This is a genomic window from Massilia sp. ST3 (assembly GCF_018119405.1).
GTDB lineage: Bacteria > Pseudomonadota > Gammaproteobacteria > Burkholderiales > Burkholderiaceae_D > Telluria.
Genome location: NZ_JAGPWC010000044.1, coordinates 15,011 through 40,113 on the forward strand (window position 1 = coordinate 15,011; position 25,103 = coordinate 40,113).

Consider the following 25,103-nt stretch of genomic DNA (forward strand, 5'->3'; position numbering starts at 1 on the left):
GCGTGAGACTGCGGAACCGGGCGGACAGGCGTGAGCGATCACGCCGGCGCATGCCCGGCTTGGGATGACAAACAGGAAAGACTGGCAGCCCGCGCGCTAGGACGACGGCGAAGTGATGAGGGTCATGAGGATGGTCTCCAGCTGTGTTGTCGTAGTGGGCCGCTCGAAGCGGCCTCTGCAAGCATTATGCGGCTGGAGTGGCGCGCACAAGCTGGGCGTGCAGGCACGCCGCTTGTGCGCATTTGCACAGCAAATTTACTGCATCAGCTCCGCGATCATCTTCACCGGCGCATTGCCGTAGCTGAGGAACTGGTCGTGGAACTCCTTCAGCTTGAAGCGCTCGCCCAGCTGCTGCTTGCGGCGCTCGCGCAGTTCCACGATCTGCTCGTAGCCACTGTAGTAGCTGGTCAGCTGCACCGAGGTCAGGGTCACGCGGCGCCACTTCTCGTCGGCTTCCTGGCGCGTCTGGAAGGCCTGGCGCGTCAGCAGGTCGATCGCCTCGTTCTGCCCCATGCCCAATACGTGCACGCTGTAGTCGAGGATGGTGTTGGTCACGCTGCGCAGGTTCCACTTCGAGTACATCAGCCACATCTCGGGCGCGTTGCCGCCGTAGCCCGACTCCAGCATCATGCGCTCGCCGTACACGGCCCAGCCCTCGACCATCGCGCCGTTCCCGAACAGCGACTTGATCAGCGAAGGCGACTTGTTGGCGTGCACCAGCTGGGCGTAGTGGCCGGGAATCGCCTCGTGGATGTTCAGGATCTGCAGGATCCACTCGTTGTACTCGCGCAGGCTGCTCTCGGCCTGTTCCGGCGTGAGGTTGTCCATTGGCGTGACGTTGTAGTAGGTCTTGTCCTTCGGACGGTAGGGGCCGGGCGCGTCGATGCTGGCGCCGGCCACGCCGCGCTGGTACATCGGGGTTTCGCGCACTTCGAGCGGCTTGTCCGGGTCGAGCGTGAGCAGGTCGTTCCTGATCACCCAGTCCTGCAGCAGCGGGATCTGGCGGCGGATCTCGGGGAAGAAGTTCTCGCGCGCGACATGGCGGGCCGAGAGCTTGTCGATCATCATGCCGATCTTCTGGAAGCGGTCGCGCGGCTTGTTCACGCTCGCCATGTAGCGCGGCCACAGCTCGTCCGACACCGCGTCCATGCGCGCCAGCAGTTCCTCGCGCGTGGCCAGCGCCTTGCGGTAGGTCTGCTCGGCGCTGCTGGCCGACTGGATCTCGAGCGCGAACTTCTGCTCGTACAGGTCTTTCCCGGCGCGGAAGGGGCGCGCATCCTTGGCCACGTGCAGGTTCTTCTCAAGCTGGGTCAGGAAGTCCACGTAGCCCAGCACCGCGGTGCCGGCGTTGGCGATGCGCTGGGCGAAGATCGCCTTTTCCTGCGTGCTCAGGGTCGATTCCTGGGCCGCCTTGCCGAGGTCCGCCAGCACCGCGATGGTGCCCGGCGCCTGGGCGATGGCGAGCTGGGTGTGCTCGACGGTCGGCTTGGTGATCGAGGCTTGCGCGGCCTGGTAGTAGGCCGGCACGTTGGCCAGGCGCTTGAGGATGGTGCGCAGGCGCTGCGGCTTGGCCGCATACTCGGTGTTGAGGATCAGGTCGAGCGGCTGCGCGATGTTGTACAGCGACGGGTTCCACTGGTACTCGCGCCAGGTGCCGAGGTACCAGCGATCCTTTTCCAGCTTGTTGACCAGGAGCGCCAGGTCGGTGCGGTGGCGCGGCGACAGCTGCTTGGGATCGAGCTTGCCGAATTTTTCCAGCCACTCGCTGGCGAAGGCGAGCTTCCTGGCGCGGGTGGCGTCGTCGGGAAGGGTGAGGTTGGCGGCCTGGTCGAACTTGCCGACGTAGATGCCGCCTTCGGGATCCATGCGCCACTGCGCGGTCAGGAACTGCATGGAGAGCGTCTCCATGCGGCGGTCGAGTCGGAAGGCGGAGGCCTGCGCCGCCGGGGCGGCGACTGCGGCGGTGGTGACTGCCGCCGCGGCTGCGCCGGCGACGGCGGCTTTCTTCACCGGCGCCTTCTTGCGCTTGTCGGTGCTCTTCGCCTTGACGACCTTGGTGGTTTTCGCCTTGCCCTTGGCGGGCTTGGTGGTCTTGGCGCTGGCCGGCGCCAGTGCGAAACTCGCCAGCAGCACTGCCAGCGCGATTTTCGTTTTCATCATCGTATTCGGCCCTGTAACAGAAAAGAAGCGGGGCGCCCGCTGCGTACTGCTGTGCAGGGGGCGCGTGAAGAGTAGCACCATTCAGGCCGCTTGCGGGGGCTTGAAACATTACGACACCTTGTCGTGAAATGGAGTGTTAACTCTTCGGCAAAAGCGGGATGATACATGGCCAACTATCACCGCGTCGGCGGCATAGCCGCCTACCCTACCGGGCGATCGGGCCCAGCCCCGTGCGCAGCATCTCCAGCATGTCGCCAGGGGACATGCGCGCCGCCATCTCGGTCCCTTCGAGCAGGCTGTCGGCCAGGTCGCGCTTGTGGTGGTGCAGCTCCACGATGCCTTCCTCGATGGTGCCGCGCGCGACCAGGCGGTAGATGGTCACCGGCCGCTGCTGCCCCATGCGGTGGGCGCGGTCCGAGGCCTGGTCTTCCACGGCCGGGTTCCACCACGGGTCCATGTGGATCACGTAGTCGGCCGCGGTCAGGTTGATGCCGACCCCGCCCGCCTTCAGGCTGATCAGGAACAGCTCGCCCTCGCCGGCCTGGAAGGCGTCGACGCGGCGCTTGCGCTCGTGGATCGGCGTGGAGCCGTCCAGGTATTGATAGGGGATGCCCTTCTTGTCCAGGTACTGGCGGATCAGGCTCAGGTGGTCGACGAACTGGCTGAACACCAGCACCTTGTGGCGATTGTCCAGCAGGTCGTCCGTCAGGCGGGCAAAGGCGGCCAGTTTGCTGCTGGCGATGCCGGCGCCCGGCGCCACCAGCTCCGGATTGCAGACCGCGCGGCGCAGACGCATCATTTCGGCCAGGATCGCGATCGATTTCTGGCTCTCGGGCGCTTCCAGCGCCGCCAGGGTGTCGAGCGCCTCGCGCCGCAGCGATTCGTAGAGCGCGGTTTCTTCCGCTGTCAGCTCCACCGGCAGCACGATCTCGGTGCGTGGCGGCAGTTCGGTCAGCACTTGCGCCTTGGTGCGGCGCAGGATGAAGGGCGCGGTCAATCTCCGCAGCCGCGCACGGGCGCCCGCCTCGGCGCGTTTGTCCTGTGCCTTCTCGATGGGGCCGGCGAAGCGCAGCTGGAACTGGTCGGCGCTGCCCAGCAGGCCGGGATTGATGAAGCGGAACAGGTTCCACAGCTCGCCCAGGTGGTTCTCCAGCGGCGTGCCGGTGGCCGCCATGCGGAAGTCGCCCTGCAGGGCCATTACCGCCTGCGAGCGCTTGGTGTGCATGTTCTTCACCGCCTGGGCCTCGTCCAGCACGATGCTGCGCCAGCGGCGTCCCGCGAACAGCGGCGCTTCCAGCTGCAGCAGGCCGTAGCTGCTCACGATCACATCGAAGGGGCCGGCTTCCCCGATCATGGTGTTCCGGTCGCCGGGGCCGAACAGCTTCAGGTTCAGGGTCGGGGCGAAGCGCTGGGCTTCGGCGATCCAGTTCAGGCACACCGAGGTCGGCGCCACCACCAGGGCCGGGCCGTCCGGCGCGCGCGTCAGCAGCAGGGCCAGGGCCTGCAGGGTCTTGCCCAGGCCCATGTCGTCGGCCAGGCAGGCGCCCACGCCCCAGTGGGCCAGGCGTCCCAGCCATTCGAAACCTTCGCGCTGGTAGTCGCGCAGCTCGGCCTGCAGGGTCGAGGGCAGCGGCGGCGTATAGGCCTCGGTCTCGGCGATGCGCGCCAGGTGCGCGCGCCAGGCCTCGTCGGTCTCGGCGCGGCCCGCTTCGCGCGCCAGTTCCTCCAGCGAAAAGCTGGCCAGTGCATGCAGGCGCACGCCATCGCCCTGCAGTTCGCCATAGGAAAAGAGTTCGGTCAGGCGCCGGTGCAGCTCGTCGCTCAGGGCCAGGTATTCGTTGTCGCCCAAGGCCACGAAGCGGCTGCCGCCTTCGCGCAGGCGTTCCAGCAGGGCGCGTAGGTCCATCACGCGCCCCTCGTCGATGACCACTTCGCCGCTGGCCGCGAACCAGTCGCGGTCGCGCCGGATCTGGAGGCGCACCGACTTGGTGGTGGCTTTTTTGGAAACCCGGAATTTCTCGCCCTCGGGCCAGGCCACTACCACGCCGGCGGGATCGAGTCCGCGCAGCTGGTCGACCAGCTCCAGGCACTGCAGGGGCTGGCCGAGCAGCCATTCTCCGTGGTCGAGCTCCGCGTGCTCCAGCGCCTGGCAGGCGCCGATCAGCTGGCGCTCGGCCTCGCGCTCGGCGTTCAAGTTGCGCCTGGCCTCGGTGCGGATACCCGCGACGTCGGCGATCACGTTTTCCGCGCCCTCGCCCGGCGCGTAATAGGCGCCTGCGTCCGGCAGCGGGCGCACCAGCAATTGCATGCGCATGCCCTGCTGGTAGGGCCGCAGGTGCACGTGCAGGCGCGGGTCGGCCTGGACTTGCTCGATGTCGCCGGCGCTGGAACCGATATCCGATTGCACGGTGACGATGGCAGAAATGGCGCTGATCGCGCGCAGCACGCGCCGTTCCGCCGCCAGCGGCACTTCCAGACCCTCGCCCAGGATGGCGGCGATGCGGCGGTGTTCTTCCTTGATGTGCACCAGGCGCAGGCGGGTCGGGGTCTCGCGCGTGACGACCACGTCGCCGTCCTGGTCTTCCAGGGAAGGCTGGAGCGCGATCAGGACGGTGCCGGCGCGCGCCTTCACCAGCAGTTCCGGCTCGCCCGGCAGCAGCTCCACCCGGGTGCCGGGCGCGTCCATCCAGAACAGCAGCGGATGGCCGACCAGCACGGCCAGGGCCTTGCCCAGTTCGAGCTCGAAGCGCACGCTGCTGCTGCCGTAGTAGCGCCGGCCGGCGATGGCGTTCACGGCCTGCAGGTCCTGGGCCGTGAGGAAGTCGAGTTCCGCGCCTTCCTCGGCCAGGCGCTTGAGCCCCACCGCGCGGCCACGGGTCCAGCCGCCTTGTGCATCGCGCTTCTGTTCGCGCGGCTCGATCTCCTGCACGCCGAGGTGCGGGTCGTAGCGGATCATCCACACCAGGCGCGATTCACGGACCACTTCGGCATTCACCGCCGGCTGCAGGTTGATCAGGGCGTTGAGCTGGCGCTCCCAGGCTTCCTCGCGTTCGAACCAGTGCGCCAGGTCGCCGAAGCGGTGGCGCCGCCGCAGTTCGCCGGCGCGCTGTTCATGGCCGACGTAGCCGAGCTGGCCCAGCAGGCCGGCCAGCTGGGCCGAGATGAAATCGAAGCCGGCGCGCTCGGACTGCTCCAGCATCTCCTCGAGCTGGGCGCGCTTGCCCGCCAGCTGCTGCAGGCCGAGCCAGTGATGCATCAGGGCGCGGAACAGGAAGGGTTCGAGCGACAGCTCCCAGTTGCGCGAGGCCAGCACCTCGGCGTCGACCGTGCCGCGCCGGATCTCGCGCAGCATGCTGAGCTGGAACAGCACCGCATTGTCGGGACGCTGCACGGCGCGGGTGACGACTTCCAGCCAGGCGTCGAGCTGCTTCTGGTGCGCCGGCAGGTTGCTGCGCATCAGGGCAGCCAGGTAGAGGTGGGCGCCCAGGCCGCCGAAGGTCGCCTTGCGCTTGCCGGTCTCGCGCCGCAGCAGCTTGAGCGCCGCCTCGGCGCCCTCGAGGCCGGCGTCCAGGTCGTCGCGCAGCAGGGCGATCACGCTGCGCAGGAAAAGGGCGGGCGAATCCGCCGCTTCGTCCAGCAGGGCGAGGGCGTCGTCGAGCCGCCCGCACAGGATGAAGTGCTCGGCCAGCGCCAGGCGCAGGGCCGCCGAAGGTTCGCCGGCGGCGGCCTGGCGCTCGGCGGCGGCGCGGATGGCCGGCGCCCCCAGCGGCTCGCGCTGGCAGTGCATGACCAGCACCGCCAGCACGCCGTCGCGCACGTTGCGGTGCATGCGCTTGACGATCTCCGGCTCGAATCCGGGGCGGGCGCAGACCTCGACCAGCGGGTGCAGGTAGTTGGCTTCGTGGCAGCGCAGGCAGGCGTCCAGCACCGGCGTCACGGTGTCGCTGTCCTCGCCGGAAAGCAGGGCGATGCGCAGCAGGGCCAGGCCCTGGCGGTAGCTGCGCAGCATGAGGTGGCCCTGCCAGTCGCGGCGCACCGGCGTGGCCTGCGCGTAGGCGGCGGCCGCGCGGCCGAACTGGCCCTCGTCGAGCGCGCGGTCGAGCACCGGCCAGGACGCCGCGGGCGCGATCGCCACGCCGCGCTCGCCCGCGTCCGCCAGCAGGCCCAAACCGCGCAGGCGCGCCAGCTCGGCGGCCCATTGCTCGGGCGGCAGCGGGACCCCGGCCGCCATCATGTGTTCCAGGATGCGCTGGCGGCCCATGGGTTCACCGGCCATCGCCAGCAGGACCAGGACCAGGAATTCCTCGGCCCGACAGTCGGCCAGGCGCTCGTGCAGCTCGCTCGGGATCATGCCTCTCCGAGGTTCTCGATCGCGACCGGACCCAGGCCGGCCGGGACCGGCACCCCGAACACGCGCAGGTAGAAGCACAGCTCCGCTTCCAGGGTGCGCACCACGCTTTCAGCCTTCCTGAAGCCGTGTCCCTCGCCTTCGAGCGTCAGGTAGGCCACCGGCAAACGGCGCGCGCGCAGCGCTTCGACCATGCTTTCGGACTGCTGCGGCGGCACCACCTTGTCGTCCAGGCCCTGGAAGAAGATCATCGGGCGGCGCAGCTTGTCGGTGTGGTGGATCGGCGAGCGTTCGCGGTACACGGCGTCGGCGCGCTCGGGCGGGGCGATCAGGTACTGGTTGTAGTGCGACTCGAACTTGTGCGAGTCGGCGTCCAGGCCTTTCAGGTCGGACACGCCGTAATAGCAGGCGCCGGCCTTGAACACGTCGTGGAAGGCCAGGGCGCTGAGCACCGTCAAGCCGCCGGCGCTGCTGCCGCGGATGAGCAGGCGCTCCGGGTCGACCAGGCCCTGCTCTGCCAGGTGGTGCGCGCCGGCCACGCAATCCTCGACGTCGATCACGCCCCACTGGCCCTTGAGCAGGTCGCGGTAGGCGCGGCCGAAGCCGGTGCTGCCGCCGTAGTTCACGTCCAGCACGGCGAAGCCGCGGCTGGTCCAGAACTGGGTCGCCAGTTTCAGGGTGGAGGCGGCCATCCCGGTCGGGCCGCCGTGGCCGATCACGATCAGGGGCGGCAGTTCGCCCGCTAGTGGCGCGTAGTCCGGATTGCAGGGCGGGTAATGGAAGGCGTGGGACATGCGGCCGTTCGCGCTCGGATAGCTGATGGCCTGGGGGACGGACAGGTAGCCCGCGTCCGGCAATTGCCCGATCGAGCGCGCCAGTACCTCGCGCCGGCCGCTGTCCAGGTCGATGCAGGCCAGTTCCAGGGCCACCGTGGGCGCGCCGCCCAGCACCGCCAGGGTGGAACCCTCGACGCGCAGCTCGCGGATTTCCTGGTAAGGGGTGTCGATGGGCGTCAGCGTCCCGTCGGGCAGCGACAGGCGCGCCACCCGGCTCACACCCGCCTCGATATAGGCGCAGACGATCTCGTTGGCGGACGAAAAGCCGTACAGCGAGCCGCCGAAGGTCCATTGCGGTCCGCCGAACTCGGCCTCGCGCGGGCACAGCGCATGCACCACGCCATGCTCGTAGCGGTACAGGTTCCACCAGCCGCTGCGGTCGGACACGAAGTGCAGCACGCCGTCGGGCGACCATTCGGGCTGGCAGATCGATTCCTCGGCGCCGCCCGCGACCAGGCGGCCGTTCACCAGGCTGCCGTCGGCGGCGACGTCGGCCAGCCAGAGTTCCGTGCCTTCCCAGGGCATGCGCGGATGATCCCAGCACAGCCAGGCCAGCTGGGCGCCGTCCGGCGACAGGCGCGGCGCCGCGTAGAAGTCGTTGCCGTCCACCAGGACCGTCTCGTTGCCGTCGAAGCCGATCGCACACACCGTGTTGTCGGGGTACTGGACGCCGGCGGAATGGTCTTCGCGGATGCCGACCAGGCGCTGGCGCCGCGCGTCGACGACAAAGTCGGCATAGCGGCGCTCGCCCTCCGCCGTGAGCGCGACGGGCTGGCCCTCGGCGCCCACGCGGTACAGGCGGTTGTCGCCATGGTGCGAAAAGAATACCTGCCCGCCGGCCACGGCATAGGCGCCGCCGCCGTACTCGTGCACGCGGCTGCGCACGTTGTAGGGGAGGGGAGTAAGTTCGGCCCTGGCGCTGCCTTGCCCGCCCAGCAGGGTCGAACGCCCGGCTTCGCTGGCGCGGCCCTCCAGCCAGTAGACGCTGCCGTTGTCGAGGGCCAGCTGGGACAGCGGCGTGGCGCCGGCGGCGACGACTGCCGCTGTGATCGGCGAGGTCCAGGCGCCGCAGGGCGCGGTTTGTTTGCTGGTGGCAACGGTCATGGCGGCGTCCTTCGGATGGGGTGGATTCGCATTATAAGTGTCTGCTCAAGGATGCGATAATAGGCGTTTCTCTTCGATCCGGATTGCCTGTCATGCCACAATTTGCCCCGCTCCAGAACGACACATTCCTGCGTGCGCTGCTGCGCCAGCCGACCGACTACACCCCCGTGTGGCTGATGCGCCAGGCTGGCCGCTACCTGCCGGAATACCGCGCCACGCGACAGCAGGCCGGCTCCTTCCTGGGCTTGGCCAAGAATCCGGATTTCGCCACCGAAGTCACCCTGCAGCCGCTCGACCGTTTTCCGCTGGACGCCTCGATCCTGTTCTCGGACATCCTGACCGTGCCGGACGCGATGGGCCTGGGCCTGTATTTCGCCGACGGCGAGGGCCCCAAGTTCGAGCGCCCGCTGCGCAGCGAAGAACAGGTGATGGCCCTGGAAGTGCCCGACATGGCCTCGCTCGACTATGTATTCAAGGCCGTGACCCAGATCCGCACCGCCCTGAATGGCCGGGTGCCCCTGATCGGCTTCTCCGGCAGCCCCTGGACCCTGGCCTGCTACATGGTCGAAGGCCAGGGCTCGCGCGAATTCCACACCATCAAGAAGATGCTGTACGGCCGTCCGGACCTGATGCACCGCATCCTGGACATCAACGCGCGCGCCGTGGCCCAGTACCTGAACGCCCAGATCGACGCCGGCGCCCAGGCTGTGATGATCTTCGATTCCTGGGGCGGGGCGCTGGCCGACGGCGCCTACCAGGAATTCTCGCTGCGCTACATGCAGCAGGTGGTGGCGCAGCTGCAGCGCGAAAAGGATGGCGTGCGCATCCCGGCGATCGTGTTCACCAAGGGCGGCGGGCTGTGGCTGGACGAGATGGCCGATATCGGCGCCGACGCCCTGGGCCTGGACTGGACCGTCAACCTGGGCCGTGCGCGCGCCCTGGTGGGCGACCGGGTGGCGCTGCAGGGCAACCTCGACCCGGCCATCCTGTTCGCGTCGCCGGAGCAGATCCGCGCCGAGGTGGAACGTTCGCTGAGCGCCTATGGCACGCCGTCGAGCGGCCACGGCCACGTCTTCAACCTGGGCCACGGCATTTCGCAGTTCACGCCGCCGGAATCGGTCAGCGCCATGGTAGAAGCCGTGCACAGCTTCAGCCGCCGCCAGCGCGCGGCCGGTTGACAGTTTCGGGAATTCCTGCCTGGATTGGCGCTGCGAAGTCCTACTTGTTCACAACTTCGCTAAACCGGGCAAAAATTCCTGTGGACATCTCCAAGCCGGTCGAGAGAACGTAAAACGATGATTTATAAGCGTTTTTCGACTACCTGACCGGCGCCGTACCCGAACCACCACAAGCTTGTCCCAGAGAATTCGTCACATTCCCTCCCATTGTTCACAAAGTTATTCACAGGAGCGGGAAATGTGGGGAAAAGTGCTTCGTTTACCGTGACTTAGCGCCGATCTTCAAGTAAAGCGTGAAGTTTTTGATGCAACGCAGCGAGTTTTCCACCAAGACACCCCTACTTATGCACAACAACGCCATTCCAGCCGAGTTTGTTAACAGGTCTGGCGGCATATATGCAAGTGCTTGAATCTAAAAAGAAAAATATAATTGAATCGAAGAATTTTCAGATTGGGCTTGATTTAACGTAAACCTTTAACGGGGTCAAGTACCACGCTATTCACAAAGTTTTCCACAGTTTTGCACAGGGTTTCCGTTGGCTGAATGCATCCTTGAAGTCGTGCTCGACACGCCGCTCAACAGCAGCTTCGATTACCGCTGGGTTTGCCCGGCGGGCGAGGAGCCGCTGACTGGCCCGATGGTCGGCCAACTGGTGCTGGTACCCTTCGCGCACCGCGAGGTGATCGGCCTGATCGTCGGCGTCAAGCGCGAGACCGAGGTGCCGCCGGAAAAGCTCAAGGATGCGCTGGCGCTGCGCAGCCAGCTGTCGCCCTTGCCGGAGCGCTGGATCGCGCTGGCGCGCTTTGCCGCCGACTACTACCAGCGCCCGGTCGGCGAAGTGGCCCTGCCCGGGCTGCCCAAGAACCTGCGCGTGCCCAAGACCGTGGCCCTGGACCGCGCGCTGAAGAAACTGGCCAAGCTCGACACCGCCCAGGACGTCGGCGCCGCCAACATGCCGGTGCTGAACCCCGCCCAGCAGGAAGCCGCCGCCGCGATCGGCCAGGCCCAGGGCTTCGCGCCCCTGCTGCTGTGGGGCGTCACGGGCAGCGGCAAGACCGAGGTCTACCTGCAGGCCTGCGCCCAGGTGCTGGCGCGCGATCCCCAGGCCCAGATCCTGATCCTGGTCCCCGAGATCAACCTGACGCCCCAGCTGGAAGGGAATATCCGCGCGCGCTTTCCGGGCGCGATGCTGGCCACCCTGCACAGCAGCTTGTCGGAAGGCGAGCGCATGCTGCACTGGCTGGCCGCCCACCAGGGCCATGCGCGCATCGTGCTCGGCACCCGGCTGGCGATCCTGGCCTCGCTGCCGAACCTCAAGCTGATCGTCATCGACGAGGAGCACGACCCCTCGTACAAGCAGCAGGAAGGCCTGCGCTACTCGGCGCGCGACCTGGCCGTGTGGCGCGCCCGCCAGCTGGACATTCCCATCGTGCTGGGCTCGGCCACGCCCTCGCTGGAAACCTGGCACCACGCCCAGTCCGGGCGCTACAAGCGGCTGGAGCTGCGCGAGCGCGCGGTGCGCGACGCCGTGCTGCCGCGCGTGCGCCTGGTCGACCTGGAGCGCGACCGCCCGCGCGACGGCCTGACCGGCGAGCTGATGACGGCGCTGCGCGCGCGCCTGGAGCGCGGCGAACAGTCGCTGCTGTTCCTGAACCGGCGCGGCTATGCCCCGGTCATCTCCTGCGACGCCTGCGGCTGGATCAGCAACTGCACCCGCTGCACCTCCTTCATGGTGCTGCACAAGCTGGAACACCGCCTGCGCTGCCATCACTGCAGCCTGGAGCTGCGCATCCCGCGCCATTGCCCCACCTGCGGCAACGTCGACCTGCAGCCGCTGGGGCGCGGCACCCAGCGCATCGAAGAAGGCCTGCAGGCCATGTTCCCCGAGGCGCGCGTGCTGCGCATCGACGCCGACTCCACCCGCCGCAAGGGCAGCGCCCAGGAAGCCTTCGATACCGTGCACCGGGGCGAAGTGGACATCCTGATCGGCACCCAGATGGTCGCCAAGGGCCACGACTTCAAGAACCTGACCCTGGTCGGCATCCTGAACCCGGACACCGCCCTGTTCTCGCAGGACTACCGCGCGGCCGAGCGCCTGTTCGCCCAGCTGATGCAGGTGGCGGGGCGGGCCGGGCGCGCCGGCGGGGCTCCCTCCGACGTGCTGGTCCAGACCCGCTACGCCAGCCATCCGCTGTACGGCGCCCTGGTGCGCCACGACTACGAGCGTTTCGCCGGCGGCCAGCTGGCCGAGCGCCGCGAAGCCGGCCTGCCGCCCTTCATGTACCAGGCCCTGCTGCGCGCCGAGGCGCGCGAGCTGGCCACCGCGATCGCCTTCCTGGAGCAGGCGCGCGACTGCCTGCCGTCCAGCAGCATCATGATCAACGATCCGATCCCGATGACCATGACGCGGGTGTACAACGTCGACCGCGCCCAGCTGCTGGTCGAATCCCCGTCGCGGCCCGCCCTGCAGGCCTTCCTGCGCGAGTGGGTGGAGCTGCTGCGCGCCATGAAGTCGCGCGTCAAGTGGTCGCTCGAGGTCGATCCGCTCGATATCTGACGTGGACTGCTCCTGCCGGCTTGCCGAAAATGGCGTATCGTCATGCCCATGACCCGACCATAGCGGAGAGCAGGATGAACAAACTGGATGTGGATGTCGCCGTGATCGGCACCGGCACCGCCGGCATGACGGCCTACCGGGCGGCGAAGGCGCAGGGCGCGCGCACCGTGGTGATCGAAAGCGGCGTGTACGGCACCACCTGCGCCCGCGTGGGCTGCATGCCGAGCAAGCTCCTGATCGCGGCCAGCGAGGCCGCGCATGCAATGCAGCACAGCGCGCCCTTCGGCGTGCATGCGGGCGAGGTGCGCATCGACGGCCCGGCCGTGATGGAGCGCGTCAAGCGCGAACGCGACCGCTTCGTCGGCTTCGTGCTGGAAGGCGTGGACAACATCCCCGACGAAGACAAGCTGCGCGGCCACGCCCGCTTCACCGGGCCGCGCACCCTGGTGGTCGACGGGCACACCGAGATCCAGGCCGCGCGCATCGTGATCGCCACCGGTTCCACGCCGCTGCGCCTGCCGCAGCTGGAGAACGTGGGCCCCGGCATCGTCACCAGCGACGACGTGTTTTACTGGGACGACCTGCCGCGCTCGGTGGCCGTGATCGGCACCGGGGTGATCGGCCTGGAGCTGGGCCAGGCCCTGCACCGCCTGGGGGTGCGCGTGAAGTTCTATGCGCGCGGCGGCAGCATCGCCCACATCACCGATCCCGAGGTGCTGCGCGCGGCGGGGCGGGTGCTGAACGAGGAACTCGACATCCAGTTCCAGTCCAAGGTGGTGCGCGCGGTGCAGGAGGGCGATGAGGTCGCGCTCACGGTCAGCGACGCCATGGGCAAGGAAAACACCGAGCGCTTCCAGTACGTGCTGATGGCGGCCGGGCGCACGCCGAACGTGCACGACATCGGGCTGGAACACACGGGCCTGGAGCGCGGCGAGGACGGCATTCCCCATTTCGATGCGCGCACCATGCAGTGCGGGAACAGCCACATCTTCATCGCCGGCGACGCCAACAACGAGCGTCCGCTGCTGCACGACGCCGCCGACCACGGCAAGATCGCGGGCGACAACGCGGGCCGCTATCCGGACGTGCGCCCGGGCCTGCGCCGCACGCCGATCGCGGTGGCCTTCACCGAACCGAACATCGCCACCCTCGGCAAGAACTACCGCAGCCTGTGCGAGGGCGGACGGCGCAAGTTCGCGATCGGCAAGGTGTCCTTCGAAAACCAGGGCCGCAGCCGCGTCATGTTGCAGAACAAGGGGATGCTGCGGGTGTACGGGGAGTACGGCACCCGGCTGTTCCTGGGCGCCGAGATGATCGGCCCGCGCGCGGAGCACCTGGCGCACACCCTGTCCTGGGCGGCGCAGATGCGGCTGACGGTGGACCAGATGCTGGAGATGCCCTTCTACCACCCGGTGATCGAGGAGGGCGTGCGCACGGCGCTGCGCGACCTGGCGCATTGCCTGACCGAGGGCGAGAGCGACACGGATGCGGCGGATTCGGAACCGGGGACCTAGGGCTATCCGACGTCGATCTGACAGGCATAACGATACCGCTAGCCTCAAGACCGTCATTCCGGCGAAGGCCGGAATGACGGTTTTAAAGCTAATGGTCGATCAACCTGAGCGATCAAGCTGGCGGATGCCCGCTCAGTTCAACAAACTCGCATCCAGCTTCCCCTCGGAAGCCAGCTGGCGCAGGATGCGCACCGTATCGATGTCCGCCTCCTGGTAAGCCGACTTCTTGAACTCGTCATACATGGCGTTGGCCTCGTCCGTGTGCTCGCCGGTGCCGTCGTCGTAGCAGAAGCGCACCAGCAGCATGGCGTTGGTCGGCGACTCGATGATCATGCGCAGGCTGGATGCGGCGATCTCGCCCTGGGGCGGCACCTCGACCCGCACTTCCTGCAGCGGGGTCAGGTGCACGCGGTCCTCGATCACCAGTTCGCCGTAGCGCAGGCGGCGGCCGAAGCTGCCGGCTTCGCGGTCCAGGATCTGGCATTCGTCCAGGTGGGGCATGAACATCATCGGCGATTCGGCGCGCAGCACCAGGCCGCGCCACAGCTGCTCGCGCGTGAGGGTGTCGATCAGCGGGTTCATCGGATCGTTGATCTCGACAAGATGTTCGAATTTCATGGGAAAGCGTCCTAAGTCCTGATATCAGCCTGGGAAAAAAGCGCGGGCGCCGGCTGCCGGCCGCCCAAAGCAGGAATGGTACTCCATCGCGCGCGCCGTCGCCCGAATGGGAAGGGCGGAGAGTGTTGCATTCCTGGTCAGTTCGGCTATTTTTCTTTTGTGCATCGCTCCATCCGGCGAACACATCGTTAAAATGTCGGCCTGCCTTCCTGAAACTTTCCCATGTCCAACGCACCAAAATTCGGCCTCAACGGGCCGCAAAGCGAAGCCGTGCTCTATCTCGACGGCCCCTGCCTGGTGCTGGCCGGCGCCGGCTCGGGCAAGACGCGCGTGATCACCCAGAAGATCGCCTACATGATCGAGGACCGCGGCTACGATCCGCGCACCATCGCCGCCCTGACCTTCACCAACAAGGCCGCGCTCGAGATGCAGGAGCGCATCGCCAAGCTACTCAAGCAGCCCAAGCAGGCCAAGCAGTTGACGGTCTCGACCTTCCACTCGCTGGGCGTCAAGATCCTGCGCCAGGAAGCGGCCGGGGTCGGCCTGAAGGACAAGTTCTCGATCATGGACAGCGACGACTGCTACACCATCGTCTCCGACCTGGCGCTGACCACCGACAAGCAGGAAATCCGCCGCATCCAGAACGCGATCTCGCTATGGAAGAACGGCCTGGTCGATCCCGAGGATGCGATCCGCCAGGCGCGCGACGAGGACGAGGCCATGGCCGGCCGCGTCTACCGCAGCTATGTGGCGACCCTGCAAGCCTACCAGGCGGTCGACTTCGACGACCTGATCCGCCTGCCGGTGGAGCTGTTCCGCAACAACGAACCGATCCGCGACCGCTGGCAGCGGCGCCTGCGCTACCTGCTGATGGACGAATACCAGGACACCAACACCTGCCAGTACGAGCTGGTCAAGCTCTTGGTCACGGGCCTGGGCAAGAAGCCGATGTTCACCGCCGTCGGCGACGACGACCAGGCGATCTACGCCTGGCGCGGCGCCTCAGTGGAAAACCTCAAGACCCTGCAGGTCGACTTCCCCGACCTGCGCGTCATCAAGCTGGAGCAGAACTACCGCTCCACCACCCGCATCCTGCAGGCGGCCAATGCCGTCATCGGCAACAACCCCAAGCTGTTCGAGAAGTCGCTGTGGTCCGAGCACGGCCTGGGCGAGCCGATCGAGGTGCTGGGCATGCAGAACGACGACCAGGAAGCCGACCAGGTGGCGATCATGATCTCGGCCGACCACTTCCAGCGCAAGAACAAGTGGTCCGACTACGCGATCCTGTACCGCGGCAACCACCAGGCGCGGGTGATCGAGCAGTCCCTGCGCAAGGAGCGCATCCCCTACACCATGTCGGGCGGGCAGAGCTTCTTCGACAAAGCGGAGATCAAGGACATCATCGCCTACCTGCGCCTGATCGCGAACCAGGACGACGACCCGGCCTTCATCCGCGCCGTCACCACACCGAAGCGCGGGGTCGGCATGGCCACCCTGGAGGTGCTGGGCGAATTCTCCAAGCAGTGGAACTGCTCGCTGTTCGAGGCCGCGCGCAAGGGCGGCATCGAAGCGAAACTCGCCGAGCGCCAGCTGGCGCCGCTGCGCGACTTCTGCCGCTTCATGCTGGAGCTGGAAGACCGCGCCACCCGCCCCGGCCCCTCGGGCAGCGGCGACAACGCGGCCGAGGTGCTCGACGACATGATGAAGGAGATGAACTACGAGCACTATTTGTACGAGAACTTCGACGACCGCGCGGCCCAGGCCAAGTGGCAGAACGTGCTCGAGTTCACCAACTGGCTGAAGGAGCGCGGCCGCGGCGGGCGCGAGCGCGACGGCGAGGAAAAGAATCTGCTGGAGCTGACCCAGATGGTGGCCCTGATGTCGATGCTGGAAGGCCAGGACGAGGAACAGGATGCGGTGCGCATGTCGACCCTGCACGCGTCCAAGGGCCTGGAATACCCCCACGTCTACCTGGTCGGCTGCGAGGAGGGCATCCTGCCGCACAAGGGCGACCCGGACGACTCGGTCGAATCGATCGCGGCCCGTATCCAGGAGGAGCGGCGCCTGATGTACGTGGGCATCACGCGCGCCCAGCGCACCCTGCACGTCAGCTGGTGCAAGCGGCGCAAGCGCGCAGGCGAGCTGGTCAACTGCGATCCGTCGCGGTTTATCAAGGAAATGCAGCTCGACGTGGGCGATGCGCCGCCCAAGGAAACGGAAGTCCTGAGCCCGAAGGAACGCTTGGCGAACCTGAAAGCCTTGCTGGCAACCCCGAAACCGGTACCAGGGTAGATGGGCTAAAACGTTGCGCGCCAGCCTTGATAGCCAGGCAAAAGGCGCGCACGATTGAAATTCTTATTTGACTTCAACTGTTGCGCGGGAAATACTTTCCAATAGCGAATTTGCGTTAGTAATTTAACGCGTCAACAATTAAAGTGAAATACGATGGCCACCGTTTCCGAAGTACTCAACACCCCCCTGTCGGGGATGACCCATATCGATGCCCTGCTCGACAAAGGACCCGACTGGAATTACCTGACGAGCAGTACGAACGTCAATACCATTTACTACACCTTTTCCATCAGCTCGGGTAACGAAGAGGGCCGGAGCGGGCAGGAAGCCTTCTCGGCCGTCCAGCAGACGGCGGCGCGCGGCGCCTTCGGCTACCTGCAGCAGCTGACCGGCATTTCCTTCGTCGAAACCGGTTCCGGCACCAGCGCCCAGATCCACCTCGCCAACGTCAATCTCGAGGACTCCCGTACGACCGGTTTGTGCAGCTGGACCTCGCCCTACAGCTATACCGGCAGCACGCTGAGCTCCTACGACGCCGATGCCTGGGTCTATCTCGACAATGCCGAATGGCGGGCCCAGAACCAGAACCTGGCGCCGGGCGGCGAGGGCTACGAGACCCTGCTGCACGAACTGGGCCATGCGCTCGGCCTCAAGCATCCCTTCGAAGCGGAACCGGAGAACGGCGCCGTGCTGTCCGCTTCCGAAGACAACACCAGCAACACGCTGCTGTCCTACGACTCGGCCGGCGGGCCGTACTCGGCGTACAGCCCCTACGACATCGCCGCCCTGAACTGGCTGTACGGCGGCGACGGCCTGCGCGGCGCGCTCGGCATCAACAGCATGAGCGGCGCCCGCTATCTGACTGGAACCAATCGCGCGGACACCCTGACGGGAACGCGTAACAACGACACCTTGCAGGGAAATGGAGGCAACGACATGATCAATGGCGGGGAAGGGACGGACACCGTGGTGTTCAGTGGAGTACGCAGCAACTACACGCTCGCGAACCAGGCCGACGGTTCGCTGCTGGCGACTAGCAGCGCCGAAGGCACGGACACGCTGCGTTCGGTGGAAGTGCTGAAGTTCGCCGACATGACGGTGCAGCGTTCCGACCTGGTCGACACGACCGCCCCGGGCGCCCCGGTGTTCCTCGTGACAGCCAACCAGTTCAACTATGCGCGCGGCAGCAAGCCCGAGATGCAGGGTTCCGCCGAAGCCGGGTCCACCGTCAAGATCTATGCCGGCGCCACCCAGATCGCATCGACGGTGGTCGATGCGAGCGGGATCTGGAAGGTCGAATCGAGCGTCGTGTTCCCGGATGGCCTGAACTACAGCGTCACCGCGACCGCCACCGATGCCGCCGGCAATGTCTCGGCCGCCAGCGCACCGGTGTCCTTCAATATCGACGCCACCCCGCCAACCAATCCGACCGGCAGCTTCACCCTGGCCGCCGGCAGCAACCAGCCGGCCTTCACCGGTACCGGCGAAGTCGGGACGGTCGTGCACCTGTACCGTGTCGCCGACACCATCCAGGAATTCGGCGCCGTCACCGTCGGCGCCGACGGCCGCTGGACCATCAATTCGGCGGCGCTGCCAAATGGCGCCTACCAGGTGGCCGTGGCGGCGACGGACAAGGCCGGCAACGCCGCCTCGGCCGCGGCCTACCTGCCGATGACCATCTCGAACGCCCTCAACCAGACCGGCACCGCGGGCAAGGATGTCTTCACCATGGGCGACGGCAGCAGCGCGGTGAGCGGCGGGGCCGGCATCGACGTCGCGGTGTTCAGCGGCTCGCGCGCCGGCTATACGGTCAGCAAGGCGGCCTGGGGCTCGCTCGTGAGCGACAAGAGCGTCGTCGGCGGCACCGACCGCCTGGTCGACGTCGAGCGCATCCAGTTCAGCGACGGCTGGAAAGCCATCGACGTGGACGGCATCGGCGGCCAGGTGTTCCGCCTGTACCAGGCCGTGTTCGGCCGTCCGGCGGATACCGGCGGCCAGGGCTTCTACATGTACCAGATGGAGCAGGGCATGCAGCTGGTGCAGGTCGCCGACGCCATGATGCGCGTCCCGGCGCCCGACGGCCAGATCGAGTTCGACAAGCTGTATGGCGTCAACCCGACCAACGAAGTGTTCATCACGAAGCTGTACAACAACGTCCTGGACCGCAATCCGGACGCCGGCGGTTACGCCTTCTGGCTGGACAAGATCGAGGACCTGGGCCGTGCGCGCGTCCTGATGGAATTCAGCGAAAGCCCGGAAAACAAGGGCAACGTGATCGACGTCATCGGCCAGGGTATCGACTACACGCCTTTCGGCAATACCTGAGCATCGGCCGCCTTGCGCGGCCTGCCGCCGCGGCAAGACTGGCATAATGCCGGTTTTGCCGCGGACGCCCCATGGACCACGAAGACCGTTTCGTCGATATCGAAATCAAGCTCGCCCACCAGGAAGACCTGGTGGAGACGCTGAACCAGACCATCTACCAGCAAAGCCGCCGCATCGACCAGCTCGAAGCCATGGTGGCCAAGCTCGCCGACCACGTCCGCACCCTGCAGGACGGCCGCCAGGCCCCGCTCAACGAGCGCCCACCCCACTACTGACGCGCTAGCGCGCGGCCAGCCGGCTCCCCAGGCGCTTGCCCAGGGCCAGCAGGGTGAGCGTGGGCGGCAGGCCCCAGGGTTCCGGGATCACCGAGGCGTCGCATACATACAGCCCGCGCGTGGCCGTTTGCAAGTCCGCATCCACGCCCGCGCCGATGCGCACGCTGCCGCCCGGGTGGGCCGCGAAATGCCAGGTGCTGAACACCTGGCGCGCCCCCGCCTGGCGCAGGATGGCGCGCGCCATCTCCACGCCGCGGCGCAGCTTGTCCTTGTCGGCCGGCGCCAGGCGCTTGTCGGCCCAGCGCTGGCCGACCGCGCCGCCGATCTCGTCGCGGATCTTGACCATTACTGAAAGAGTACGCCGGTGCGCCAGCAGGCGGTCGAAGCGCCCCACCTGGGCCGCGAAAGCCTGGTACATGGGCCGCGGCAGGGTCAGGTCGGCCAGGGCGATGCCTTGTTCCGGCAAATGCAGGCCGGCCGCCATCGGCACCTCGGCCCCGCCGTCCATGTCGTCCACGCTGCCCATCACCGCCACCACCGGATCGCTGAAGAAGGGCGCATGGCGCGGTCCGAGCCCCGAACGGTGCAGGATGCGCGGGCTGCCGATGCCGCCGCCGGCCAGCACCACCAGCGGCGCCTTGACCTCCTGCTCCCGGCCGCCGAGCACGAACGCCACGCCGCGCGCCCGGCCTTCTTCCACCAGCACGCGCGTCACGCGGCTGCCGGGCGCCAGCACGGCGCCATGGCGCTGGGCGTCCTCGACGAAGTCGCGCGCCGTCCACTTGGCGCCGAAGGGGCAGCCGTAGACGCAGCGCCAGCAGCCGCTGCGGCAGGCTTCCGGCCGGATCATCTTGTCCAGCTTGCGCCAGGCGAAGCCGGCCGCGCGCGCCGCCTCGGCGATGCGAGTGGCCATCGGGCCGACCAGGCTGTCGGGCAGGGGCGCCATCGGCAGCTCGGCGCGCAGGGCCGCGACGTAGGGATCCAGGTCGATGCCGCGGGCCGCGAACATGGCCGGCGGCGGCGGGGCCGCGGTGGCGAAGTTCACCGCCGTGCTGCCGCCCAGGGTGGCTCCGCCGACCAGCAGCGAGGCGTCGCGGTGCACGAAGGCGCCGCGGCCCGGCACTGCCGCCATCGCCGCCATCTGGGTGAGGGTGCCGGCCAGCGGCGCCGCGCCGCCCTGCTCGAGGATCAGGACGCGGCTGCCGGCGCGCGCCAGCTCGCGCGCCACGCTGGCGCCGCCCGGCCCGGTGCCGACCACGATGGCGTCGAAAGTGTGCGAATTGAAGTCCATGGAAGCGAAAGAAATGCAGGCCGGCGGATGCTAACACGGACTGTATTTGCGGCGTCCATACACGTCATTACGCCAGTAAATACAAGGCGTCCTTACAGGATGTATGCATACATTTTTTCTTGTGACGACCTGCATATAAGCCTGCTATGATCTCCGCGCACAGCTGTCGAGCTTGCCCGGCAGCTCCTACCCTAGAGTCCGAGAAAGATCCCATGAACCGTCCACAACAGCTCATCCTGGCGGCCAGCATCGCATTGGCGGTCGCCGCGCCGTCGGCCACCGCGGCAGCGGCCCTCGAAGCCTCCAACCCGTTCGCCAAACAAAGCAGCCTGCCGCTGAACTATCCGGCCTTCGACAAGATCAAGGACGAGCATTTCCTGCCGGCCTATGCCGCGGGCATGCGTGAACAGCTGCGTGAAGTGGACCTGATCGCCAACAGCAAGGCCGCACCGACGTTCGACAACACCATCGTCGCGATGGAACGCAGCGGCCAGCTGCTGGGCCGCGTATCGGCCGTGTTCTCGAACCTGCAGACCGCCAACACCAACGACCGCCTGGACGCGGTCGACCGCGAGATGTCGCCCAAGCTGGCGGCGCACAACGATGCGATCTACCTGAATCCGAAGCTGTTCCAGCGCGTGAAGACCCTGCACGACAAGCGCGACAGCCTCAAGCTGGACGCCGAATCGAAGCACCTGCTGGAGCGCGTGTACAAGGAATTCGTGCGCGCCGGCGCCAACCTGCCTGACGCCGACAAGCAGAAGCTCAAGGCATACAACGGCGAGATCGCCTCGCTGCAGTCGGAGTTCTCGCAGCGCGTGCTGAAGGAAGCGAACGCCTCGGCCCTGGTCGTGGACACCCGCGAGGAACTGGCCGGCATGTCGGAGGCCGAGATCGCCGCCGCCGCGACGGAAGCCGAAAAACGCGGCCAGAAGGGCAAGTTCGCGATCGCCATCGTGAACACCTCGAGCCAGCCGGCCCTGGCGACGCTCACCAACCGCGCCACCCGCGAGCGCCTGATGCAGGCGTCGCTGAACCGCGGCAGCCGCGGCGGCGAATTCGATGCGCGCGAGCTGGTGCTGCGCCTGGCCAAGCTGCGCGCCGAGCGCGCCGCGCTGCTGGGCTACCCGAACTACGCGGCTTATTCGCAGGAACTGGAAACCGCCAAGAACCCGGCCGCCGTCAACAAGCTGCTGGGCGAACTGGCCGGCCCGGCCGTCAACAACGCGAAGAAGGAAGCCGGCGAGATCCAGAAGGTGATCGACGCCGAGAAAGGCAACTTCCAGGTCGCTTCCTGGGACTGGCCGATCTACCAGGACAAGGTGCGCGCCGCGAAATACAACTTCGACGAGAACCAGCTGCGTCCCTATTTTGAACTGAACCGCGTGCTGGTCGACGGCGTGTTCTTTGCCGCCACCAAGGAATTCGGCATTACCTTCAAGGAACGCAAGGACCTGCCGGTCTACGATCCGGACGTGCGCGTGTTCGACGTGTTCGACCACGACGGCAAGCAGCTGGCGATCTTCCTGTTCGACCCCTACGCGCGCGCCAACAAGCAGGGCGGCGCCTGGATGAATGAATACGTGTCGCAGTCCTCGCTGCTGAAGCGCCGCCCGGTGGTGGGCAACCACCTGAACATCCCGAAGCCGCCCGCAGGCGAGCCGACCTTGCTGACCTACGACGAAGTGCGCACCGCCTTCCACGAGTTCGGCCACGCGCTGCACGGCATGTTCTCGAACGTGAAGTACCCGCACTTCTCGGGCACCAGCGTGCCGCGCGATTTCGTCGAGTATCCGTCCCAGGTCAATGAGATGTGGGCGATCTGGCCTGAAGTCCTGGCCAACTACGCCAAGCACCACAAGACCGGCGCGGCGATGCCGAAAGAACTGCTGGACAAGGTAGTCGCCTCGAAGAAGTTCAACCAGGGCTACATGACCACCGAATACCTGGCCGCTTCGCTGATCGACCAGCGCTGGCACCAGCTGGCCCCGAGCCAGATCCCGACGGACGTCCTGGCCTTCGAAGCCAAGGCGCTGAAGGATGCGGGCGTGGACTTCGCGCCGGTGCCGCCGCGCTACCGCACGACCTATTTCTCGCACTCGATGAACGGCGGCTACTCGGCCGGCTACTACGCCTACTTGTGGAGCGAAAAGCTGGACGCCGACACCGTCGAGTGGTTCAAGCAGAACGGCGGCCTGTCGCGCAAGAACGGCGACCACTTCCGCAAGACCCTGCTGTCGCGCGGCGGCACCGCAGACGCGATGGACCTGTTCCGCAACTTCCGCGGCCGCGATCCGATCATCGAGCCGCTGCTCGAGCGCCGTGGCCTGACCGGCAACTAATCCCCCTGCGCCGCCTGTTCCGCCGCCACGAGCGGCGGCGCGGGCGGCGTGTTACTCCGCTGTACCCAAACACATAGAGACACCATGAACCGTCCACACATCCTGCTCGTCGCCGCCGCCGCCGCCAGCGCCGCGGCGCTCGCTCCCGCCTGGGCCGCCCCGGCTTCGCAACTGGAAGCGTCGAACCCCTTCGCCAAGGAAAGCAGCCTGCCGTTCAACTACCCGGCATGGGACAAGATCCGCAACGAACACTTCGCGCCGGCCTTCGCCGAAGGCATGCGCGTGGAAGCCCTCGAGGTCGAGGCGATCGCCAACAACAAGGCCGCGCCGACCTTCGACAACACCATCGTCGCCATGGAGCGTTCGGGCCGCCTGCTGGACCGCGTGAGCGCCGCCTTCGGCACCCTGTCGGGCTCCTACACCAACGACACCATCATCGCCTTGAGCAAGGAACTGGCCCCCAAGCTGGCCGCCCACGGCGACGCGATCCGCCTGAATCCCAAGCTCTACCAGCGCATCAAGACCCTGTACGACAAGCGCGACAGCCTGAAGCTGGACGCCGAGTCGAAATACCTGCTCGAGCGCTACCACACCGACTTCGTGCGCGCCGGCGCCAAGCTGTCCGATGCCGACAAGGTCAAGCTCAAGGACTACAACGCCCAGCTGGCCGCCCTGCAGACCCAGTTCGCGCAGTTTACCCTGAAGGAGGCGAATGCCTCGGCGCTGGTGGTCGACACCCGCGCCGAACTGGCCGGCCTGTCGGACAAGGCGATCGACAACGCCGCCGCTGAAGCGAAAAAGCGCGGCATGGACGGCAAGTTCGTGATCCCGGTGGTAAACACCACTCAGCAGGCCGGCCTGTCGGTGCTGACCAACCGCGCCACCCGCGAGAAGCTGCTGGCCGCGTCGATGGCGCGCGGCAGCCGCGGCGGCGAATTCGACACCCGCGACACCGTGCTGAAGATCGCCAAGCTGCGCGCCGAGCGCGCCGTGCTGCTGGGCTACCCGAACCACGCCGCCTACAACCTGGAAGACCAGACCGCCAAGTCCACCAAGGCCGTCAACAGCCTGCTGGCCGAATTCGCCAAGCCGGCGGTGAACAACGCCAAGAAGGAAGCGCTTGAAATCCAGAAGGTGATCGACGCGGAGAAAGGCGGCTTCCAGGCCGCCGCCCACGACTGGGGCTTCTACAGCGACAAGGTGCGCGCCGAGCGCTACGCCTTCGACGCCGCCCAGCTCAAGCCTTACTTCGAGCTGAACCGCGTGCTGCAGGACGGCGTGTTCTTCGCCGCCAACAAGGAGTTCGGCATCAGCTTCAAGGAGCGCAAGGACCTGCCGGCGTATAACGAGGACGTGCGCGTGTTCGACGTCTTCGACACCGACGGCAAGCAGCTGGCGATCTTCACCTTCGACCCGTATGCGCGCTCCAACAAGCGCGGCGGCGCCTGGGCCAACGCCTGGGTGGGCCAGAGCAGCCTGCTGGGCACCAAGCCTGTCATCGCCAACAACCTGAACGTGGCCAAGCCGGCCGCCGGCGAGCCGACCCTGCTGACCTACGACGAAGTGCGCACCACCTTCCACGAGTTCGGCCACGCCCTGCACGGCATGTTCTCGAACGTGAAGTACCCGCGCTTCTCGGGCTCGCGCGTGCCGCGCGACTACGTCGAGTTCCCGTCGCAGGTGAACGAGATGTGGATGGCCTGGCCGGAAGTGCTGGCCAATTATGCCAAGCACTACCAGACCGGCGAGCCGATGCCGAAAGAGCTGCTGGACAAGGTGCAGGCCTCGCAGCAGTTCAACGAAGGCTTCCGCACCACCGAGTACCTGGCGGCCGCGCTGCTGGACCAGGCCTGGCACCAGCTGTCGCCGAACCAGATCCCGTCCGACGTGCTGGCTTTCGAGGCTGAAGCACTGAAGAAGGCGGGCGTCGACTTCGCCCTGGTGCCGCCGCGCTACCGCAGCGCCTACTTCTCGCACACCTTCTCGGGCGGCTACTCGGCCGGCTACTACGGCTACCTGTGGGCCGAGAAGCTGGACGCGGACACCGTCAACTGGTTCAAGGAAAACGGCGGCCTGACCCGCAAGAACGGCGACCACTTCCGCAAGACCCTGCTGTCGCGCGGCGGTACCATCGACGCCATGCAGATGTACCGCAACTTCAGCGGGCGCGATGCGAAGGTGGAGCCGCTGCTGGAGCGTCGTGGGTTGATGGCTAAATAAAGCGTTTGTAGCCTGCATGTAACTTGGATCCCGGCGAAGGCC

At 66.9% G+C, this 25,103-nt stretch carries 13 protein-coding genes; 8 read left to right on the plus strand and 5 right to left on the minus strand.

Annotated features, from left to right (window positions below; all coding sequences use genetic code 11):
* Positions 1-255: 255 nt before the first annotated feature.
* From KBW98_RS15455 to KBW98_RS15465, 3 genes are all read right to left on the minus strand, one after another.
* Positions 256-2,160 carry a DUF885 domain-containing protein gene (locus KBW98_RS15455; protein ID WP_211521045.1) on the minus strand — a complete coding sequence of 635 codons (1,905 nt, stop codon included), beginning with the start codon at positions 2,158-2,160 and terminating at the stop codon, positions 256-258.
* A 205-nt stretch (positions 2,161-2,365) separates the two neighbouring features.
* Positions 2,366-6,511, minus strand: coding sequence for a DEAD/DEAH box helicase (locus KBW98_RS15460; protein ID WP_211521046.1), 4,146 nt, complete (start codon positions 6,509-6,511; stop codon positions 2,366-2,368).
* A complete protein-coding gene (locus KBW98_RS15465; RefSeq protein ID WP_211521047.1) occupies positions 6,508-8,448 on the minus strand; it encodes a prolyl oligopeptidase family serine peptidase in 1,941 nt (646 codons plus the stop codon). The genes KBW98_RS15460 and KBW98_RS15465 overlap by 4 nt, the downstream gene beginning before the upstream one ends.
* 92 nt (positions 8,449-8,540) lie before the next feature.
* On the opposite strand from KBW98_RS15465, the gene hemE reads away from it, so the two are divergent.
* From hemE to KBW98_RS15480, 3 genes are all read left to right on the plus strand, one after another.
* Positions 8,541-9,626, plus strand: coding sequence for a uroporphyrinogen decarboxylase (gene hemE / locus KBW98_RS15470; protein ID WP_211521048.1), 1,086 nt, complete (start codon positions 8,541-8,543; stop codon positions 9,624-9,626).
* 536 nt (positions 9,627-10,162) lie between these two features.
* The gene (locus KBW98_RS15475; RefSeq protein WP_211521049.1) at positions 10,163-12,184 is read left to right on the plus strand and encodes a primosomal protein N'; all 2,022 of its coding nucleotides are present in this window, start codon (positions 10,163-10,165) and stop codon (positions 12,182-12,184) included.
* Positions 12,185-12,258: 74 nt separating this feature from the next.
* Positions 12,259-13,698: a dihydrolipoyl dehydrogenase gene (locus tag KBW98_RS15480; RefSeq protein ID WP_211521050.1), complete on the plus strand. Its 1,440-nt coding sequence runs from the start codon at positions 12,259-12,261 to the stop codon at positions 13,696-13,698.
* Positions 13,699-13,830: 132 nt separating this feature from the next.
* Here the strand turns inward: KBW98_RS15480 and KBW98_RS15485 are convergent, their stop codons facing one another.
* Positions 13,831-14,316 carry an SRPBCC family protein gene (locus KBW98_RS15485; protein ID WP_211521051.1) on the minus strand — a complete coding sequence of 162 codons (486 nt, stop codon included), beginning with the start codon at positions 14,314-14,316 and terminating at the stop codon, positions 13,831-13,833.
* A 222-nt stretch (positions 14,317-14,538) separates the two neighbouring features.
* Between KBW98_RS15485 and KBW98_RS15490 the strand changes: the two genes are divergently transcribed.
* The 3 genes from KBW98_RS15490 to KBW98_RS15500 all read left to right on the plus strand — a co-directional run bounded on the left by KBW98_RS15490 (position 14,539) and on the right by KBW98_RS15500 (position 19,208).
* Positions 14,539-16,608 carry a UvrD-helicase domain-containing protein gene (locus KBW98_RS15490; protein ID WP_211521052.1) on the plus strand — a complete coding sequence of 690 codons (2,070 nt, stop codon included), beginning with the start codon at positions 14,539-14,541 and terminating at the stop codon, positions 16,606-16,608.
* A 153-nt stretch (positions 16,609-16,761) separates the two neighbouring features.
* The gene (locus tag KBW98_RS15495) at positions 16,762-18,933 is read left to right on the plus strand and encodes a DUF4214 domain-containing protein (protein ID WP_211521053.1); all 2,172 of its coding nucleotides are present in this window, start codon (positions 16,762-16,764) and stop codon (positions 18,931-18,933) included.
* A 71-nt stretch (positions 18,934-19,004) separates the two neighbouring features.
* A complete protein-coding gene (locus KBW98_RS15500) occupies positions 19,005-19,208 on the plus strand; it encodes a SlyX family protein (RefSeq protein WP_211521054.1) in 204 nt (67 codons plus the stop codon).
* A gap of 4 nt (positions 19,209-19,212) precedes the next feature.
* On the opposite strand, the gene KBW98_RS15505 is transcribed toward KBW98_RS15500, so the two are convergent.
* Positions 19,213-20,499, minus strand: coding sequence for a GMC family oxidoreductase N-terminal domain-containing protein (locus KBW98_RS15505; protein ID WP_211521055.1), 1,287 nt, complete (start codon positions 20,497-20,499; stop codon positions 19,213-19,215).
* Between the two features lie 212 nt (positions 20,500-20,711).
* Between KBW98_RS15505 and KBW98_RS15510 the strand changes: the two genes are divergently transcribed.
* Together KBW98_RS15510 and KBW98_RS15515 are read left to right on the plus strand one after the other, a co-directional pair.
* Positions 20,712-22,841, plus strand: a complete 2,130-nt coding sequence (locus KBW98_RS15510; RefSeq protein WP_211521056.1) for a M3 family metallopeptidase — start codon at positions 20,712-20,714, stop codon at positions 22,839-22,841.
* An 84-nt stretch (positions 22,842-22,925) separates the two neighbouring features.
* Complete coding sequence (locus KBW98_RS15515; protein WP_211521057.1) at positions 22,926-25,061, plus strand: M3 family metallopeptidase; 2,136 nt, start codon at positions 22,926-22,928, stop codon at positions 25,059-25,061.
* The last annotated feature ends 42 nt before the right edge of the window (positions 25,062-25,103 follow it).